23 protein-coding genes are annotated in these 17,481 nt (G+C 32.3%); 2 read left to right on the top strand and 21 right to left on the bottom strand.

Features of this window, described 5'->3' with window-relative positions:
* From BX659_RS19700 to BX659_RS12100, 4 genes are all read right to left on the bottom strand, one after another.
* Positions 1 to 110: helix-turn-helix domain-containing protein (locus BX659_RS19700; RefSeq protein WP_143786673.1), on the bottom strand; the 110-nt coding region annotated here is incomplete at its 3' end.
* Between the two features lie 234 nt (positions 111 to 344).
* A complete protein-coding gene (locus tag BX659_RS12110) occupies positions 345 to 830 on the bottom strand; it encodes a glutathione peroxidase (protein WP_097018543.1) in 486 nt (161 codons plus the stop codon).
* A gap of 201 nt (positions 831 to 1,031) precedes the next feature.
* The gene (locus BX659_RS12105; protein WP_097018542.1) at positions 1,032 to 1,577 is read right to left on the bottom strand and encodes a glutathione peroxidase; all 546 of its coding nucleotides are present in this window, start codon (positions 1,575 to 1,577) and stop codon (positions 1,032 to 1,034) included.
* A 21-nt stretch (positions 1,578 to 1,598) separates the two neighbouring features.
* The gene (locus tag BX659_RS12100; protein WP_097018548.1) at positions 1,599 to 2,036 is read right to left on the bottom strand and encodes a MarR family winged helix-turn-helix transcriptional regulator; all 438 of its coding nucleotides are present in this window, start codon (positions 2,034 to 2,036) and stop codon (positions 1,599 to 1,601) included.
* A gap of 383 nt (positions 2,037 to 2,419) precedes the next feature.
* Between BX659_RS12100 and BX659_RS12095 the strand changes: the two genes are divergently transcribed.
* Together BX659_RS12095 and BX659_RS12090 are read left to right on the top strand one after the other, a co-directional pair.
* Complete coding sequence (locus tag BX659_RS12095; RefSeq protein ID WP_097018541.1) at positions 2,420 to 4,144, top strand: ABC transporter ATP-binding protein; 1,725 nt, start codon at positions 2,420 to 2,422, stop codon at positions 4,142 to 4,144.
* A gap of 547 nt (positions 4,145 to 4,691) precedes the next feature.
* Positions 4,692 to 4,925, top strand: a complete 234-nt coding sequence (locus tag BX659_RS12090; RefSeq protein ID WP_097018539.1) for a hypothetical protein — start codon at positions 4,692 to 4,694, stop codon at positions 4,923 to 4,925.
* A 43-nt stretch (positions 4,926 to 4,968) separates the two neighbouring features.
* On the opposite strand, the gene BX659_RS12085 is transcribed toward BX659_RS12090, so the two are convergent.
* The 17 genes from BX659_RS12085 to pgmB form a co-directional block, all read right to left on the bottom strand.
* Positions 4,969 to 5,847, bottom strand: coding sequence for a shikimate dehydrogenase (locus tag BX659_RS12085; RefSeq protein WP_097018538.1), 879 nt, complete (start codon positions 5,845 to 5,847; stop codon positions 4,969 to 4,971).
* 227 nt (positions 5,848 to 6,074) lie between these two features.
* Positions 6,075 to 6,431: a hypothetical protein gene (locus tag BX659_RS12080; RefSeq protein WP_097018537.1), complete on the bottom strand. Its 357-nt coding sequence runs from the start codon at positions 6,429 to 6,431 to the stop codon at positions 6,075 to 6,077.
* Between the two features lie 307 nt (positions 6,432 to 6,738).
* A complete protein-coding gene (locus BX659_RS12075; protein WP_097018536.1) occupies positions 6,739 to 7,761 on the bottom strand; it encodes a BamA/TamA family outer membrane protein in 1,023 nt (340 codons plus the stop codon).
* A gap of 463 nt (positions 7,762 to 8,224) precedes the next feature.
* Complete coding sequence (locus tag BX659_RS12070; protein ID WP_097018535.1) at positions 8,225 to 8,764, bottom strand: flavodoxin domain-containing protein; 540 nt, start codon at positions 8,762 to 8,764, stop codon at positions 8,225 to 8,227.
* A 26-nt stretch (positions 8,765 to 8,790) separates the two neighbouring features.
* Positions 8,791 to 9,159 (bottom strand): FMN-binding protein, encoded by a 369-nt coding sequence (locus BX659_RS12065; RefSeq protein WP_097018534.1) that lies wholly within the window; start codon positions 9,157 to 9,159, stop codon positions 8,791 to 8,793.
* A gap of 502 nt (positions 9,160 to 9,661) precedes the next feature.
* Positions 9,662 to 10,573: a DMT family transporter gene (locus BX659_RS12060; RefSeq protein WP_097018533.1), complete on the bottom strand. Its 912-nt coding sequence runs from the start codon at positions 10,571 to 10,573 to the stop codon at positions 9,662 to 9,664.
* A 97-nt stretch (positions 10,574 to 10,670) separates the two neighbouring features.
* On the bottom strand, positions 10,671 to 11,153 hold the full coding sequence (locus tag BX659_RS12055; RefSeq protein ID WP_097018532.1) for a nucleoside recognition domain-containing protein: 483 nt from the start codon (positions 11,151 to 11,153) through the stop codon (positions 10,671 to 10,673).
* A 19-nt stretch (positions 11,154 to 11,172) separates the two neighbouring features.
* Positions 11,173 to 11,586 (bottom strand): nucleoside recognition domain-containing protein, encoded by a 414-nt coding sequence (locus BX659_RS12050; protein WP_097018531.1) that lies wholly within the window; start codon positions 11,584 to 11,586, stop codon positions 11,173 to 11,175.
* A gap of 339 nt (positions 11,587 to 11,925) precedes the next feature.
* The gene (locus BX659_RS12045; RefSeq protein WP_097018530.1) at positions 11,926 to 12,456 is read right to left on the bottom strand and encodes a permease; all 531 of its coding nucleotides are present in this window, start codon (positions 12,454 to 12,456) and stop codon (positions 11,926 to 11,928) included.
* Complete coding sequence (locus BX659_RS12040; RefSeq protein WP_097018529.1) at positions 12,453 to 12,932, bottom strand: hypothetical protein; 480 nt, start codon at positions 12,930 to 12,932, stop codon at positions 12,453 to 12,455. The genes BX659_RS12045 and BX659_RS12040 overlap by 4 nt, the downstream gene beginning before the upstream one ends.
* Positions 12,933 to 12,973: 41 nt before the next feature.
* Positions 12,974 to 13,204, bottom strand: coding sequence for a thioredoxin family protein (locus BX659_RS12035; RefSeq protein WP_097018528.1), 231 nt, complete (start codon positions 13,202 to 13,204; stop codon positions 12,974 to 12,976).
* A 16-nt stretch (positions 13,205 to 13,220) separates the two neighbouring features.
* Positions 13,221 to 13,469 (bottom strand): DUF2164 domain-containing protein, encoded by a 249-nt coding sequence (locus tag BX659_RS12030; RefSeq protein ID WP_097018527.1) that lies wholly within the window; start codon positions 13,467 to 13,469, stop codon positions 13,221 to 13,223.
* A 58-nt stretch (positions 13,470 to 13,527) separates the two neighbouring features.
* Complete coding sequence (locus BX659_RS12025) at positions 13,528 to 14,475, bottom strand: permease (protein ID WP_097018526.1); 948 nt, start codon at positions 14,473 to 14,475, stop codon at positions 13,528 to 13,530.
* 6 nt (positions 14,476 to 14,481) lie between these two features.
* A complete protein-coding gene (locus BX659_RS12020) occupies positions 14,482 to 14,796 on the bottom strand; it encodes an ArsR/SmtB family transcription factor (RefSeq protein ID WP_097018525.1) in 315 nt (104 codons plus the stop codon).
* Between the two features lie 61 nt (positions 14,797 to 14,857).
* Entirely contained in the window at positions 14,858 to 15,478 is a 621-nt protein-coding gene (locus tag BX659_RS12015) for a class I SAM-dependent methyltransferase (protein WP_097018524.1), read from the bottom strand.
* A gap of 203 nt (positions 15,479 to 15,681) precedes the next feature.
* Positions 15,682 to 16,395 (bottom strand): GntR family transcriptional regulator, encoded by a 714-nt coding sequence (locus BX659_RS12010; protein ID WP_097018523.1) that lies wholly within the window; start codon positions 16,393 to 16,395, stop codon positions 15,682 to 15,684.
* A 417-nt stretch (positions 16,396 to 16,812) separates the two neighbouring features.
* Positions 16,813 to 17,460 (bottom strand): beta-phosphoglucomutase, encoded by a 648-nt coding sequence (gene pgmB, locus BX659_RS12005; protein WP_097018522.1) that lies wholly within the window; start codon positions 17,458 to 17,460, stop codon positions 16,813 to 16,815.
* Between the last annotated feature and the right edge of the window lie 21 nt (positions 17,461 to 17,481).

The following is a 17,481-nucleotide window of genomic DNA, read 5'->3' as shown; positions in this document are numbered from 1 at the left end:
TTTATAGAAGTTCTAGAAACACCATATTCGCGAGCAAGCTCTGATTTAGATTTATTACCTGATTGATAAAGTTCAACTATCGTTTGTTTAAAATCCTCTGTATAACTCATATGGACACACCCTTTCTTAGTTATATTGTAATATGTTCACTAAAGTGTGTCCATGATTTTATACTAGCATCAATTGGGACACTTTTTTACTTCAGTGTATAGTTGATAATTGACAGTTGATAGTTAAGTTCAAAACCATTTAAATATAGGTTTTTAGTCCTCTAACTATCCACTACACACTATCAACTATCAACTCAAAAGTGTCGCATTATCATTCTATTATCTAATTTCTCCCTAATCTGCTTGCTCTATTAATCTTTTAATCTCTTCTTCTAATTTTAGAGGAGAAGTGGTAGGAGCATACCTTTTAACTACATCTCCTTTAGCATCGACTAGGAATTTAGTAAAATTCCACTTAATTGCTTTAGTTAAGAGTCCAGATTGCTCTTTTTTCAGGTAATCATATAATGGGGTTGTATCGGAGCCATTGACATCAACCTTTGCAAATACTGGGAAACTCACCCCATAATTTAATTGACAAAAAGATTGAATCTCTTGATTATTTCCTGGCTCTTGCTTGCCAAATTGATTACAAGGGAAAGCCAGTATTTCAAATTTTTCATTTCCATACTTTTTATATAACTCCTCCAATTCCTCGTATTGAGGTGTGAAGCCACATTTACTAGCTGTATTGACTATGATAAGAACTTTACCTTTATACTCTTCCAGACTGATCTCTTGACCACCTGCTGTCTTAACTTTAAAATCATAAACCGACATCTTATCATCTCCTTTTTTATTGTCTATAAGCTATACTCTATTTTGGTCAACTTTGTTTATATTTTCTTTGTAAAAACAATACAAGATAATAGATTTAACCCAATTAAATTGTACACAATTTAATTGGGTTAAACTTCCACCTTGCTTACAGATTATCTATCGTGATACTCTAATTTTTATAAAAATTAGAGTATCAGCAGCCTATAAAACCTCTTGAATATATTCTTCCATATACCTTGGCTCAATATGAGTTTCAAATCTCTTTAAAACCTCTCCATCTCTACCAACAACAAATTTAGTAAAATTCCATTTGATTGAGTTGCCATGAATATAGCTTGGGAACTTATCACTTAAAACTGAGTAGATTAATTTAGAATTAGGATGATCTAAATCAAAGCCTTCATGAGGAGCTTTCTCTGTAAGATACTTAAATAATGGTATCGCACCTTCACCTCTAACATCTACTTTAGCAAAAATAGGAAATTCAACACCATAATTCATAGTACAAAAGCTCTGTGCCTCTTGGCTAGTTCCAGGCTCCTGATTGGCAAATTGATTGCATGGGAATCCTAAAATTTCAAGCCCCTGGTCCTTGTACTCTTCATACAACTTCTGTAAATCTTCATATTGGGGAGTAAACCCACACTTACTAGCAGTATTAGCTATAATAAGTACTTTACCTTTATACTCTTCTAGACTAACCTCTTTACCATCTACAGCTTTGACCTTAAAATCATAAATTGACATTCTATCATCTCCTCTTAATTTTTAATTATTTATAAGATTTTTCACTAATTCACTTAACTTGTCTTTTAATAACAAAGCATCTTCCTCTTTTAAGCCTGTTTTACAAAAAGCTTTAGTGGGGATCTCAGAAGCTTTCTCTTTTAAACCTTTCCCTTTTTCAGTCAAAGATATAATTAAAACCCTCTCATCCTCTTCGCTTCTCCTCCTTTCAATTAAATTTAGCTTCTCTAATTTCTTTAATACTGGAGTTAAAGTTCCAGAATCTAAATATAACTTTTCTCCAATATCCTTCACAGAGATATTATCCTCCTCCCAAAGAACCATCATTACAATATACTGGGTATATGTTAAATTCAATTCCTTAAGATAAGGCTTATATATTTTAATGATCTCTTTTGAGGCAACATATATAGGAAAACATAGCTGATTATCAAGCTTTAATAAATCATATTTATTAATATTGATCACTCCCTCTTTTATTTTCAGTAATTAAATTACACTTAATTAAATTGTGTACAATCTAATTATAATGCTATTAAACTTAAATTGCAAGAAATACTTCTATATTTTTTTAATTTGATACGATATTATGATTAAATTTGAATGTAAATAGTGCCTATTAATGGATATATTGTGATACTTTTAAAATTAGCGTGAGTGGGTGTGTGAGTGTGAGTAAACCCCAATAAAAAGAAGTTTTACACACACTCACACTCATAGCTCACACTCGACACAAAGTGTCGCAATATCTCTATATTAAGACAATAAACTAAAAGCAATTTATATTGAAGTCAAAACTACAATATGCTAAAATAGTAGGCATACATAAGGAGGGTAAAAATATGATAAAGAGATTTATAAGTTATTATAAGAATCATTTAAAGTTATTTATTGTGGATATAGGTAGTGCTTTTTTGATATCTGGGATTGACCTACTCTTTCCTTTCTTTATTAAGGAGATGATAGATGAACATTTTCCCAAGCAGAACTTCTCTATAGCCTTCAATATAATAATTATCTTATTTGTTCTGTATATCTTAAGATTTATCTTACAGCATATTGTTCACCATTGGGGGCATATTGTAGGAATTAGGATGGAGACAGATATGAGAAGAGACCTATTCTCCCATCTACAGACCTTAGACTTCAAATTTTATGATGACAATAAGGTCGGATATCTGATGTCCCGTATTACCAATGACTTACTTAATATATCTGAATTAGCTCATCATGGACCTGAGGATTTATTTATATCTATAGTTATGATTTTAGGCTCCTTTGCCATCTTAACTACTATGCATTGGAAATTAGCCCTATTTACCTTTACTATGATTCCTATCATGATACTTCTATCCTTTAAATTAGGTAAGAGAATGCACCAAAACTTTAAGATAATCAAAGAGAAGCTAGGTATAGTCAGCTCTCAAATTGAGGACAATTTAAGTGGGGTTAGAGTGGTTAAGTCCTTTACTAATGAAGAGTTTGAACAAGAACGCTTCGATAAGGTAAATAATCGCTACTGTAAGGCAAGAGAAATAGCTATGAAGACTATGGCTGACTTTTATGCCAGTATGAACTTCTTTAGTAATATGATTCTTCTAATTACCCTAGCTGCTGGTGCTTACTTTATTAAGTTAGGAGAATTAACTAGTGGACAGCTTATAGCCTTTATCTTCTATGTCAATATGTTTATGGAACCTATTAAGCGATTGGTCAGCTTTAATGAACAGTTCCAAAAAGGGATGGCAGGTTTTCAACGCTTTATTGAACTATTAGATATGGAAGCAGAGATTAAAGATAAAAAAGATGCACTAGAGTTAACCCATGTTAAAGGTAACATAGAATATCGAAATATCTCCTTTGGCTACAATCACCATAGTAAAGTACTGGCAGGAATAGATATTAAGATTAATGTGGGAGAGACTGTTGCCTTTGTTGGTCCATCAGGAGCAGGTAAGTCTACACTATGTAAGCTATTACCAAGATTCTACGAAATAGACCAAGGAGAGCTTCTAATAGATGATATAAATATTAAAGATGTCAGTCTAACTTCATTGAGAAAAAATATAGGAATTGTACAACAGGATGTCTTCTTATTTAATGGAACGATTAAGGAGAATATAGCTTATGGTAGATTGGATGCTAGTGATGAAGAGATTATAGCAGCAGCTAAGAAAGCCAATGCCCATCAATTTATTATGAATTTAGAACAGGGCTATGATACCAATATCGGTGAACGCGGGGTTAAACTATCTGGTGGGCAAAAGCAGAGAATATCTATTGCTCGTTCCTTCTTAAAGAATCCACCAATCTTAATTCTAGATGAAGCAACCTCTTCTTTAGATAATGAAAGTGAGAAGATAATTCAAGAGTCATTAAAACGATTGGCAGAAGATAGAACCACTCTAGTAATAGCCCATAGGTTATCTACAGTTATCGATGCCGATAAGATTCTAGTCTTAACTGATGATGGAATTGTAGAGCAAGGAAAGCATCAAGAGCTATTAAATCAAGATAGCGGAGTATATAAATCACTTTATGAAAGCCAATTTGAGTTGGTATCATAAGAAAACCCTAGTGGATTTATCCACTAGGATTTTTTATGTTAAGCAACTTTTAATATCCTGCTTACCTCTAATTAGTCAAATAAACTTAGAAAAATTCCTTCTATTTTACAAAAGTATCACATAATAATATAAGCAGACATATAAATAATATGCTTTACTAATTATCATTTAAATTTAACTCCAAAGTTTGCTAACTATAATTGATAGAGGAGGATATAACAAATGCACATTTGCCCTTTACTCTTTATGGCCAATAAGAGCTTAATAAAAAAAGAGTCTAATTTAGATAAAATTTTATATAATAGCTCTTGCTTAGCAGCGGAATGTGTATGGTTTGATACTAATACCAACAGTTGCACCATTACAAAAAATCCACAGAGAACCTATATTCAAAAGACCTTAGGTTGTATCTAAGTATATATAAATAACTACATAGAGGGATGATTATTAGAATTGAAATTATCAAGTATAAAATCGATTAATCTTATAATTTTAAATCAAATTCTATTATAAGGATTGATTGAAATAACTTATAGAGGTGATGTGATTGTCTATTCAGTTATCTTCTAGAGTACCCTATTTTCAAATTTTAGAGAACAAAAGAGATTACACAGTAATCATCGATGAGAAGGTTTATAAAATGAATGCTATTGGAAGTTGTGATTATCTAGGAAAAGGATATAATTTGCCTCCCTCGCCAGAGAAGATTTCTTTTAATAATGCCCCTACTGCTATTAAAAATAAGATTTTTGGAATTCTAGAAAAATATTATGGATATTAAAAAGCTCAGGCAGCTTGCCTGAGCTTTACTTTAAAGATAATAGTTATAATCCTAGCATCTCTTCTAATGCATTTCTCATTATTTTAATTGGGGCATCTACATCAGTCCAGATTTCAAAGGCTATTGCTCCTTGATAAAGTAGCATTCCCAAACCACTAACTGCTTTGGCACCAGCCTCTTTAGCAGCCTTTAATAATACTGTCTCAAGAGGATTATAAACCAAATCATAGACTACTAAGTCCTTATGTAATACTTCAGTACTTACTACTGGCTTAACATCTACCTTAGGGTACATTCCTACTGGAGTAGCATCTACTAATAAATCTACTTTAGCTACAATTTCATCTGTCTCTTTAGAATCAACGACTATAGCCTTGGCTTTATCAACTTTACTATTAACATCATCTGCTAAAACTTTGGCAAGACCTTGGCTCAAATCGGAGATATAAATTTTATCAATCCCCTCTAAAGCCAATTGGAAAGCAACAGCTCTTGATGCTCCTCCAGCACCTATAATTAAAGCCTTCTTCCCTTTAGCTTCAAAATCCCCTTCTTCCTTCAATGATCTGATAAAGCCCCTTCCATCAGTATTATAACCTATCAGCTTCCCATCTCTATTCTCAATAGTATTGACTGCTCCAATCAGCTCTGCCTCTTCTGATAGTTCATCTAGATAAGGTATTACTGCTTGCTTATGGGGGATAGTTACATTGACACCTCTCAGATCAAAAGCCTTAATCCCCTTGACTGCCTCTTCTACATTCTCTGGTTTGATGGCAAAGGGTAGATATAAATAATTTAGATTTACCTCTTTGAAAGCACTGTTATGCATCGCTGGTGAAAAGGAATGCTCAACTGGATAACCAAATAATCCTGTTAAATTCACCTCTGCTAAATTTCCTTCTAAGATAAGCTTCTCCATACTAACTCCTCCTATTTCTTGATTTATAATTGATGATATAGAATTTATATTTCAAGTTCTTAAATAAACTATATAACTGATTAAGCTTACTTTCTTAAATTCAAGATTTAAATTTAATCTCCTTGTTTAAGGTATAATTAGTAGCTTCATTATCTTAATTTAAAATAGTTTAAGAATTTAAAAAAGCTCTATAGCATTTAGCTATAGAGCTTATAAGCAATCATAGACTATTGGTAATTTTTAAGGCTCGCAATTTCTTCCTTCAGGTCATAGACTAAGCCTGTTAATTCATTCAACTGTTCTCTGTCTGCTTCTAATTCATCATATAGCATTGTAAGCTCATCATTTTCTGAATAAATACTTGAATATTCATCACCCATATCCTCAAAAATATCAACCATCTTCTCCTTACCATTATCAATAGTTTCAGAAGCTGCATCACCAGCCATCATAGCCCTTTCCATTCCTCTTTCTGCCAAAGATTTAGCATTGCGTTTAATCTTTGGACCTAATAAATAGGTTAAAGCAGCCACACCAATCCCAATTAAAATATTCTCTGAGTTGACCGGTTTTAGAAGCTTCATTTTTATCCCCCTATTCTAGTTGATGCCTCTACTATAGATAATTTCTTCTATTAAATATTTCACTTGAATAAATAAAACTTGAAGCTCTCTCCCTAAGCCTTAAATCTTGTACTCCATATCTGCTCTAATAACCTTTAGTACTTCCTTTAATTTTTAAATATGGATGTGAAAGGAAGCCAATAATTACCTTGCTCTTACAGAATATTATGTATCTATCAAGCTAAAAAGATACAAAAATTTTTAAAGTTTTAATATTTTCTTATCTTCAAAAAATTAACATATTAATTAAAATCTCTAAACAAATAATTTAAAAAGCCTCCCCTAGGGTAACATATACCTTAGTATCATCATCACCAAAGGCCATATCAAACCTTAAATTAATTCCCTCTTCTTGATCTAAATTATATCTAACTCCCATTCCATAGCTTTCCTTTAACTCATCTATATCAAAGTCTTGATTGTATACCTCTCCTAATGAAGCAAATACTATACCATCAAACTTTTTATAGATTGGATATCTATATTCAATCTGAGCAGCAAACTTATTCTTATCTATATACCTTCCATCTAAAAGCCCTCTCATCAGTCTACTATCCCCAAGAGAAGCTAGCTTCTGAAAGGGTACCTCACCACAGTTGAGCTCTAGCATGAACTGAAAACCTATTACGTGGTGTTTGTATATCTCTTTAAAGGCTCTATAATCAAACTCATGTTTAATAAATTTATAATCTGTCAAATCATGATTATAGGCTTCTACTGCATAATTGAAATACTGACCATCTCTCGTATTCATTTTTCTATCTCTAGTATCATAAGAATAGCTAAGACCAACACCCAATAGATCTACTCCAGCAGTTCCTTCAATTCCTACTATATTCTTATCCAAACCTATATTATAATCTTCATAGCTTGTAATAATCCCTAAATAATTATTATCTAGTATCTCTTTACTAAATCCTCCTCTTACTTTAAAGCCTTCATAATCATAATCTTCCTCATTAACAGACTCGGTATTATTGCCTATACCATAATATTTTGAAATCCAATCTTGATAGCTAAGGACCAACTCTATTTTCTTATCATTATAATCTTTATTACTCACTAAGAATATATTGGTCTGCTTCTCTTGAGTATACATTGCTCCTAAATCTACCTTGAGCTTCTCTTGCTCTTCCTTCTTTAGATAAATAGCCATACCGCCTAGCATCACTCCTGTTTCTGGACTGCTAGCTATAATCGGAACTGAAATGGTCTTACTTTCTGGTTCTGCTGCCCAGACAAGGCTTGTACATAAAATAATTAAAGTAATTAATAACAAGACTTTTTTCATTATTTTCTCCTCCTTTATTATCTCAAATTATTTTAATTTCTTATGATTAATAGTGGATTTTTATGTATATATTGAGATACTTTTACTTTTTAAAAAGTAGACAAAGTTATTAGGTTTCGCCTAAGGGCGAGTTACGTTTTTCCTTGATGAAAAAGTAACCAAACCTACGAGTTTTAAAGAATAAAAACTCTTCGTGATAAATCCAATCAATAAGAAAATTAAACTCACTCAGCAATCAGAATACTAAATAATATTATTAATCAGATTCTTTAATTAAAACCTGATTAAACTCTAAATTCTAGTTCAATTTTTGCTTCGTTCAAACAGTAATTTTCTTCGGTTTAAAAACATTTAAAATCTTTTAATTCTTAATTCTCCATTTTCCATTCTTAATTTTGAAAGTGTCTCAATATCTCTATGTTGTATCAATTCTTCTACTAACACAAATAGATAATTTAATAAATTATCTATTTATGTATTCAACAATCGGAGCAATTGCCTCTTTATCAGTCCAGTCTATTGGATTATCATAACTATCTAATAATCTCTTGGCATCTTCATCCAACGCTTCTTTTTGCATCTTAAGCTTAAATTTCAAAGCCAACATCATCAATTTGTCAATCAAGCTTAGTTTTTTATAATTAAAGGCACCTCTAAGATAGAAGAACTTTATCTTCTCCTTCATCTTTTCTATAAAATTATGATTAATAATATGATTGATAACATCTTCTGTTGCAGGTGAGCAGCCAACTGCAAAGACTATGAGCTGCTTATCTTTCAATCGATCAAAGTTCTCTGTAAGTACCTTAACTCCTTTTATTCCTACTGCATGTAAAGACCCTCCTAAAACTATATTATCGTAATCCTGTAAATCACTAACATCAACCTCAGAGTTCTCAAATAAATCTCCCTTTACTTCTTGAGCTATCCACTTGGCATATTGCTTGGTACTCCCATATTTAGACTTATAGATGACAATAGTTTTATTAGTCTGCTCTTTCATTATTAATTCCCCCTTCTAACTTATTTTTATTTAGATAAAGCCTTCTCAATAGCCTTTAAGATCACCTTACTACTTCCCGTTGCACCAGAAATGACATCTACCTTTAACTTCTGTTGTCTAATCACTGAATCTACTATCCTTTCTGCCTTTTGACCACGCCCATTCCTATGTTCTAAAATATCGATACTAATTAGTTTATGCTCTTCAACTTTAACTACAACCTTTGCCGCCACAAGTGTAGTCGTATATTCACCAATATATTGCCCATCGTCTATTTCTTCAAGATTTATATCATTGATTTCTATATCTTCTAATTCTCTACACCCTGTTAAACTCATTGCAATTATTAAAACTAAAAACAAGTAAAGAACATCTCTTAGTTTAAATACTCTCATTTATAAAGCCTCCTATTTTTATAAATTTTACACCATTTTAGCAACTCCTTCTTATCTATCTTCTCAAGCACCTAACACTAAAATTATTATCCCATAATAAATACTGATTTAAAAGATAAACTACTTTAAAACTTCATTGAAATAAATCTCCAAATAAGTTATTATATACTTATAAATTTATTCAAGGAGGATTATTGAAGAATGGATGATTTAATTTTTTATTTATTTAGCAAAAGAACTATTAACAGTAATTGCTTTGATCTATGTTATTAGCTACCTCCATAATAAAAAAGATTAATAGAATAGACCTCCTATAAATTTCAGGAAATTAATTCTACTCACCCTAATAAGGTCAAATCTTTTTATCTTATTATATATTTCAATAGGATCAAAAAATCACCCTTCTAAATTGACTATATTTGTTACATAAAATATGCTTCCCTGTAGATATGAACTTTTTCTTAATCCATAAAAAAACAGGAGACCTTAGATCTCCATGCCCTTAGCTAACTTCCTTTATTTCTTTTTTCCTTACCAAAAAATTTTTAATATTTTCAAACTTTAACTCAGCAAATAACATCCCTAATACAATTAAAACCCCTCCCCAATATCCCTTTGCACTGATTAGCTCTCCAAGATAGAGATAAGCAAATAAAGCACCAAAGACAGGCTCCATCACAAAGATGATGGCAGTTCGTGTTGCAGTAGTAAATTGCTGAGCCTTATTCTGAACAATCAAGGCTAAAGCGGTAGCAAATAAGCCCATATATATAACATTAGTCCAGATACTAATATCTGTCACCAAAACATAGCTGCCTTCAAGCAGTGTTGAGATTCCACTCAATAAAGCTACTGTCCCAATCTGAATAATAGTAAATAAAATCGCATCTTTACTCTTAACATATCTATCGACTAAAAGTATATGTATTGCCAAAGAAAAGGCTGATAAGAAGACCAAGAAATCCCCTAAATTAAATAATAATCTACCATTAAAAGTTAATAAAGCTAATCCTATAGTAGCTAAAATAACACCAATAGATGTTGTTAACTCTGGCATTTTCTTAAAAATAATCGCCGATAGAATTGGTACTAAGACCACTGCTAGCCCTGTAATAAATCCTGCTTTAGAGGCATCAGTCAATTTTAACCCTGTAACCTGTAGCCCATAGCCTCCAAAGAGAAATACTCCAGCAAACAATCCATATTTGAATGTATTTAAATCTAATTGTTTCACCTTTTTATAAAAGATCATCCCCAAAACTGCTGTAGCAAAGCTAAACCTTAAAGTTAAGAAATAAAATGGAGTGATTGTATTAAAGATATCCTTCATAAAGGCAAAGGTACTGCCCCAGATTATAACTACAAATAGTAATGATAAATCAGCTTTGATACGTCTTGATAAAAATCCCCCCACAGCATCTCCCCCTAATATTATTAATAAGGGAAGGGTTGCAACCCTTCCCTACATGGAATCTATCTTCTTACTCATTACTCGTCACTCATCACTGCCCTTAGCAGCAGTCAGCCTCTACTAACTCTTCTATATCTATCTTCTCATTATTAACAAAATATTTACTATATAAGTAAGTAATTAATATTGCTAAAATCACTCTAGAACCTAACATAATCAATCCATTTCCACCAATAGCCACAAATAAAAGCGTATCTTCAACTACGGCATGGCAGACCATTAGAAATACAGCCACAGTCATCAATTCTGAGGAGGATAATTTATCATCTTCTACACTTCTGATAATCAGCCCAGCCCCATAGGTAATACCAAAGACTTGAGCTACAATCAATGGTAAACTAGCATCTTTAGGTAACTTAAAAATTCTTAATATCGGTGCAAATAAACTAGAGAATTTATCTAAGAGACCAAGCTCATCTACTATCTCAATACCGATAAGTAATGGAAATAAGATGACTGCTACTGTCTTTAACATCCCTAAACTTCCATTAAAAACTTCAAAAAAGAATCCTGCCCAATCCATTTGATATAGTTCAACCCCTTTATAAAAGTATATTTAAAATAATTCCAGATACTAAGGATAAGATTATCCTCAAACTTATTAAAGGAAATAGCCTGACTCTTATCCTCTTAATAATAGCCCCTTCAATGATCAAGCTATGGGCCAATCCTAGCATAGTCCCTAAAATAGTAATCTCCCGAGCTCCCAAATCTAAACCAGCAATTACTCCTAAAGCACCATAAATATTCATTAGATACCCTGTTAATAGTGCTAAAGCAGCTTCACCTGGCAAGCCCACCAACTTCATCATTGGGCTAAATAATTGATCAAAATATCCTATAACTCCTGTATATTTCAAAAAAGTCACCAATATATATACTGGAATAATAATCTTCATCAAAGATAGATAAGTACTCCAAGATTTTTTGACTCCCCTTTTAATTGCTTCAACCACTAATCTTCCTCCTTCATTTACTCTCTAAATATTTATTAGTATCCATATCATTTTATAATTAATTGCTTATATAAGCAAGAGGGTCATTATTTTTTAGAATATTAAAACATTTTATTTAATCTAACTATCTTACCCACCTGTCTGCCTAATGACCAAAGTGTCGTATTTCCTCTATTAAATCAAGACCACAATACAGCTCAATAACTTCAAAGTAAAAATTCCCCCTCAAATGAGGAGGAATAACTATAAAATTATTATATACTTTTTAATATCTTCAAGCATTAAAACTTTAGCAGCTTTATTGCCAGACTAGCTTATATATTTTACAGATAAAACTGGTTAAGAGGCTAAGTCATCACTGATTTGATACCCTCTACTTTTTAAATACTTCTCCAATAAGATACTACTGATAATAATTAGAGGAATAGAGGTAAACAATCTAATCAAAGTAAATTTAATACCTACATAAGAGGCTTCAAATAAAGTCATTGGTATTCTACAGATAGCTGCCGCCCCAATATATGTAAAGATAATTCTTAGACTGGCTCCTTTCTTTAACAGAGAATGAGCAACAGGAAAGGCTACATACAATCCTCCCACTGTAGTCCCTGATAATAAGATAGCCCAGATAAAGGAAAGGTAATTTGAATCATTACCTAAATGCCTCTCTATCACCTCTCTATCTACCCAAGTATCAAAAAGACCAATCAAAACAAATACAGCTGGAAGAAACTTTATCATCGTTAGGGTAAATTGGAGAAAGTTATCATATATACCTTCCCCTACATTATAATCAAAGATAAAGCTCAATAGCACAAAACCAACAAAGAACAAAAACAGACCATATTTTCTTAAATTATTTAAATTCATATTATTATCTCCCCATAAAAGATACCGACCAATACTGAGACTAATAAAGCTATTAGTAAACTTATCAGATTTCTAATAATGGTTACCCTTACTCCAAAAAACTCCTTCTCAATTGGATAGGTCAATACTCCCACCATCATTAAAGTAGTAGTAAATCCGCCAATAACCATATAGCTAACACCTTTATCCAATAATATCCCTGCTAAGGGAAAAGCAATAAAACCTGGCATCAGAGAGATTGAACCTAAAAGTATAGCTAACAAAAGCCCTATTATCCCACTACTCTCTCCCAAAAACCTTACAATCAGCTCATCAGATACAAAATAGAGTGAAATAGATACTAAAATTATCATATTCAAAAATACAGGTAAATTCTTGATTAACTTCTTTATCCCTAGCTTGACACCAGCAATTGTCTTCTCCCTATCCCTGATAAACAGCACTATCGTCAACAATAAAGTTAATAGATATATCATCCTTCTCACCTACAGATTTAAGATTAACTCTAAATTTGATCCTACTTAAGTAACTTCTTAATTTCCTCTTTACTAGCTACTCTACCCTTAACTTTAACTTTACCATCAATTGCTAAACCAGGTGTCTTCATAATTCCAGCCATTGCAATCTCAGCCATATCAGTCACCTTCTCTAGTTCGATCTCAATTCCTAACTCTTTTGCAGCTGCTTTAGCATTATCAGCTAGATTGATACAATTCTTACATCCACCACCATACACAGTAATCTTCATTAAAATTCCCTCCTATTTATCTTTTTGAATCGCTATTTTTATATAATAAATCATAATCTATCTCTATATTCTCCAACTTCTCTGCAAACCAAAGCCTAGAATCATCTAAGGCTTTATTATAAACTAAAGTCCCCAACTCTTCTAAAAAGAAATCTAATACCCTTTCAGCAGCAATAATCCCTATCTCCTCTTCCCTTTCATTATAGAAGAAACCTTGAATCTCATTAATTAATCTATTCTTCTTCTCTCTGGATAATTCTAAAATTGACTCAACCTCCCTTCGATTAGCTATTAGCTACTAGCTATCAGCCATTAGCTAATTACTACATAACCCAATTAAACATATACCCCACCCCAATAATAGCTACTGCTACTACACCAATAAAGATGGCTATCAGCTTAGGCTTAATCACCTTGCGTAAGATAATCATCTCTGGTAAGGATAATGCCGTAGTAGCCATCATAAAGCTTAGTGCTGTTCCTAAGGCTACACCTTTATCTAAGAGTGCTTGAGCAATTGGAATTGTTCCCATGGCATTAGAATAAAGGGGAATTCCTATTAATACAGCTACTATTACAGACAGTGGATTTCCTTCACCTGCATACTTAGCCAATACCTCTGCTGGAGCATAGCCATGGATTAAAGCTCCAATTCCAATTCCAACCAAGACATACTTCCACACCCTTCCAACAATATCCTTGACCTCACCTTTGGCATACTCAATTCTCTGCTCCCAGCTGAGCTCTTCTATCTCATCATCATCGATCTGAATCTGATAGACATACTCTTCTACCTCAGACTCTAAGCCTATACTCCCGATTATTATTCCACCAACTACTCCCACAACTATTCCACTAATTAAGTATAAGGTTCCTATTTGCCAACCAAATAATGAGTATAACATCACTAAGGCTACCTCATTAACAATTGGTGAGGTAATTAAAAAGGAGAAGGTAATCCCTAAGGGTACACCTGACTCAATAAAACCAATAAAAATTGGTACCGAGGAACAGGAGCAGAAAGGAGTTACCACTCCTAAAGCCGAAGCTAAGAAGTTGCCAACAAACTTACCTCTGTTACTTAACAACTTCTTAGTCTTCTCTGGTGGAAAGAAACTACGTAAAATCGAGATAAAAAATATCATAATACTCAACAAGACTATAATCTTAATCGTATCATAAAAGAAGAAGTGTACTGACTCCCCTAAACGGGTCCCTTCACTGAAATTAAACCAATTATAGATCACCAAATCGGCAAACCACTTTATCATTCTCCATCACCCCTCTAATAATGACTCTCTAGTCTCTTCTAATTGCCTTAATAAAATCACTTTAGCTATCTTTAAAATCTCAATAACCTGCTCATCCTTTAGGCTATAATAGACCTGTAAACCATCCTTTCTATCCTTAACCAGCTGGGCATTCTTTAACTTGGCAAGGTGTTGGGAGACATTAGACTGGCTCTGATCTAAATTTTCATAGATATGGCAAACACATAACTCCCCTTCTCTTAACAATTCTAAGATTTGAATTCTAATTGGATGTGCCAAGGCTTTAAATAAATCACTTTTTAACTTAGCTAATAATGGCATCTATTTTTCCTCCTAGTTTATCTATTATAAATTAATTCTACATCCTATAATATAACCAGCTCTACTTTGTACCAGATGCAATAAATATACTAATGCTCACCTTCTCAGAATTACAATCTTTTGTAGTACAGCAATTTGAGCCTACACAATCTACATTAATATCCCTTAATCCTGCTTGGATAAACCACTTGGCTATATCCTCTCTATCAAAGCCTAACCATCTATCATATTGGTCTCTTCTTAAAAATTCAAAGTTATGCTTATCTAAGTCTGTTATTACTAGCTTACCACCATCCTTTAATCCTCTAGCCATCTCTTTGATAACCTCTACTGGCTTCTCTACGTGGTGTAAGAACATATTGGCAAAAACATAATCTACCTCTCCATCCTCTAAGGGTAATTTTTCTGCATTACCTTGACGACACTCAATATAACCTTTATCTCCAAACTTCTCCTTAAGTTTATTAAGCATCTCTAGAGACTGATCTACTGCAATTACCTCTATTCCTCTCTTAATTAGACCTTCAGTTATAAATCCAGTACCTGCACCAATATCAGCTGCTTTTCCTTCTTTGACCTTTGCCACAGAGTAAGCCTTTTCCTTTACACTCTCAGAAAAAAATTCACTTCTCATGACATCCCAATCCTTCGCAACCTCATCAAAATACTTTTTACTTCCCATATCACTCCACTCCCCCTTGATTCTAGTTTATGAATCAAACCCTTTAACTATTTAACTATATTAGAATGTAATAATATAATTGTTAAAAATTTTATATATAAGTATATCATTAATTTCTAATATAATTATATGCAATCAATAATCTTATGTCAAGAAAATATTATACAAAATTTAGTAAACATAATAGTTTAATAAATTTTTATTTATGAAATTACTCTAGTCATAACAAAATTCTCCCCACCATAATAATTAAAGCTATACACTATTGGTCTGTTTTTAGAAAAAGTGGTCCTAATATTCTTTAAAATAGGTTGCTTTATATCTACTTTTAATAGTCTACTTAACTTATTATCTGCTAATATTGCACTAGTTTCATCTTTTGCCTTTGTAGGCTTATGGCCATTTCTTCTTAACATCTCATAGATAGATTGCTGGCTAATATCGATCTCTAATAAATCTGGACAGATAGCATAAGAGATATAAGACTGTTCAAAACCCACTGGCTTATCATCTGCTAAAATTAGCCTTTCTATTAAAATAACCTTCTCATCTGAGTTTAGATTCAAGTTTTTAATAATCCTCTTATTTGGCTTGATTAACTCCTTATTAATAATTTTATTATTGGGTGTCATTCCTTCAGCTTTAATATATTCATTAACTCCAATTAAACTAGGAAATTCCTTTAAGTTATTCCGAGAAACAAAGGTTCCTTTCCTCTCTTTTCTTTCTAAAATACCCTCACTTACTAAATTCTCAAGGGCCTTTCTAACGGTCATCCTGCTTACCTTAAAAAGCTCACCTAGCTCCCGTTCTGATGGAATCCTTTCACCTATACTATACTCTTTTTTTTCAATCTTACCTCTGATTAAATTCTCTATTTGATAATATAAAGGGATGTTATTATCCTCTAATTTCATATTTTAGCCTTCTTTCTAACTTAAAAATTATTTAGTTCTATTAGTATCTATTATCATTATTGTAACTAAAGTCTATCATTCTTTTAATTCAATTACAATTAGATCTTTGAATTGTATAATAATATCTAATTTTCTCAGTTGATATTCTGTAGTGAATCTTCCCTTCTAAAAACATTATCTATGTAAGCACCCTTGGAATATAAAAACACCCAGAACAAATCTGGATGCTTTTGAATAGATATTCGACTGTTTAAATATATTTTATTAATAATCTACTCCGCCCATTTTCACTTCTGTAATTTTATAAATCTCTCGTACTTACTTAACTATCTCATTTCATTCTTTACAACAAGATTAATAGACTATTTGCCTAATAGTTTTTATTTTTAATAATATTTTGTTTCTCTTCCTCTAAATTTATACATCCAATAAGTCTTCAATATTTACAACCGACAAATCTTTTAATTTTAGATCTGCTTTTAGATTACTACTAGCAGAAGCAACACCTACTGTCTTCATTCCACCAGCTATAGCAGCCTCAATCCCAGCATCTGCATCCTCAACAACTAGACATTTTTCAGGGTCTACTCCCACTTTTTCAGCAGCCAATAAGAATACTTCTGGATCTGGTTTACTTTTTGTTATCTGATTCCCATCGGCAACTCCATCAAAATAGTTGTCTAAACCTATCTGCTTTAAGATTAAAGGGGTATTTCTACTTGATGAACCTACCGCTATCTTGATCCCTTTCTCTTTTAACCCTTCTAGTATGTTTATTACATTAGATAATATATCATTTTCATCTAAACTTTGTAATAAATCACGATAATAGTTATTCTTTCTGGTAGCAAGCTCTTTCTTTTCCTCTGCACTGTACTCTTTATCTGTTTCAGCTATTAACATCTCTAAACAATCCATCCTACTTACTCCACGAAATCGTTCATTAAACTCACGGTCAAAAGATATCCCTTCTTCATCGGCTATCTTCTTCCAAGCCTGATAATGCTTCTCGTCTGTTGATACTATGACACCATCCAAATCAAAGATAACTGCTTCTATGCTCACAATTAATCAACTCCCAGTAAA

The sequence above is a fragment of the Orenia metallireducens genome (genome assembly GCF_003001995.1).
GTDB lineage: Bacteria > Bacillota > Halanaerobiia > Halobacteroidales > Halobacteroidaceae > Orenia > Orenia metallireducens_B.
Note: the sequence above shows the minus strand (reverse complement) of the source record. Positions and strands in the feature narration are given on the sequence as shown.

What these genes read in the sequence shown, in the direction of transcription:
- BX659_RS12070 (WP_097018535.1), bottom strand. Translation starts at nt 8,764, where the DNA reads ATGAAAGAGCAGACTAATAAAACTATTGTCATCTATAAGTCTAAATAT.
- BX659_RS12025 (WP_097018526.1), bottom strand. Translation starts at nt 14,475, where the DNA reads ATGATAAAGTGGTTTGCCGATTTGGTGATCTATAATTGGTTTAATTTC.
- BX659_RS12045 (WP_097018530.1), bottom strand. Translation starts at nt 12,456, where the DNA reads ATGAATTTAAATAATTTAAGAAAATATGGTCTGTTTTTGTTCTTTGTT.
- BX659_RS12085 (WP_097018538.1), bottom strand. Translation starts at nt 5,847, where the DNA reads ATGGAGAAGCTTATCTTAGAAGGAAATTTAGCAGAGGTGAATTTAACA.
- BX659_RS12035 (WP_097018528.1), bottom strand. Translation starts at nt 13,204, where the DNA reads ATGAAGATTACTGTGTATGGTGGTGGATGTAAGAATTGTATCAATCTA.
- BX659_RS12010 (WP_097018523.1), bottom strand. Translation starts at nt 16,395, where the DNA reads ATGAAATTAGAGGATAATAACATCCCTTTATATTATCAAATAGAGAAT.
- BX659_RS12105 (WP_097018542.1), bottom strand. Translation starts at nt 1,577, where the DNA reads ATGTCAATTTATGATTTTAAGGTCAAAGCTGTAGATGGTAAAGAGGTT.
- BX659_RS12080 (WP_097018537.1), bottom strand. Translation starts at nt 6,431, where the DNA reads ATGAAGCTTCTAAAACCGGTCAACTCAGAGAATATTTTAATTGGGATT.
- BX659_RS12095 (WP_097018541.1), top strand. Translation starts at nt 2,420, where the DNA reads ATGATAAAGAGATTTATAAGTTATTATAAGAATCATTTAAAGTTATTT.
- BX659_RS12055 (WP_097018532.1), bottom strand. Translation starts at nt 11,153, where the DNA reads ATGGATTGGGCAGGATTCTTTTTTGAAGTTTTTAATGGAAGTTTAGGG.
- BX659_RS12020 (WP_097018525.1), bottom strand. Translation starts at nt 14,796, where the DNA reads ATGCCATTATTAGCTAAGTTAAAAAGTGATTTATTTAAAGCCTTGGCA.
- BX659_RS12110 (WP_097018543.1), bottom strand. Translation starts at nt 830, where the DNA reads ATGTCGGTTTATGATTTTAAAGTTAAGACAGCAGGTGGTCAAGAGATC.
- BX659_RS12015 (WP_097018524.1), bottom strand. Translation starts at nt 15,478, where the DNA reads ATGGGAAGTAAAAAGTATTTTGATGAGGTTGCGAAGGATTGGGATGTC.
- BX659_RS12040 (WP_097018529.1), bottom strand. Translation starts at nt 12,932, where the DNA reads ATGATATATCTATTAACTTTATTGTTGACGATAGTGCTGTTTATCAGG.
- BX659_RS12075 (WP_097018536.1), bottom strand. Translation starts at nt 7,761, where the DNA reads ATGAAAAAAGTCTTGTTATTAATTACTTTAATTATTTTATGTACAAGC.
- BX659_RS12065 (WP_097018534.1), bottom strand. Translation starts at nt 9,159, where the DNA reads ATGAGAGTATTTAAACTAAGAGATGTTCTTTACTTGTTTTTAGTTTTA.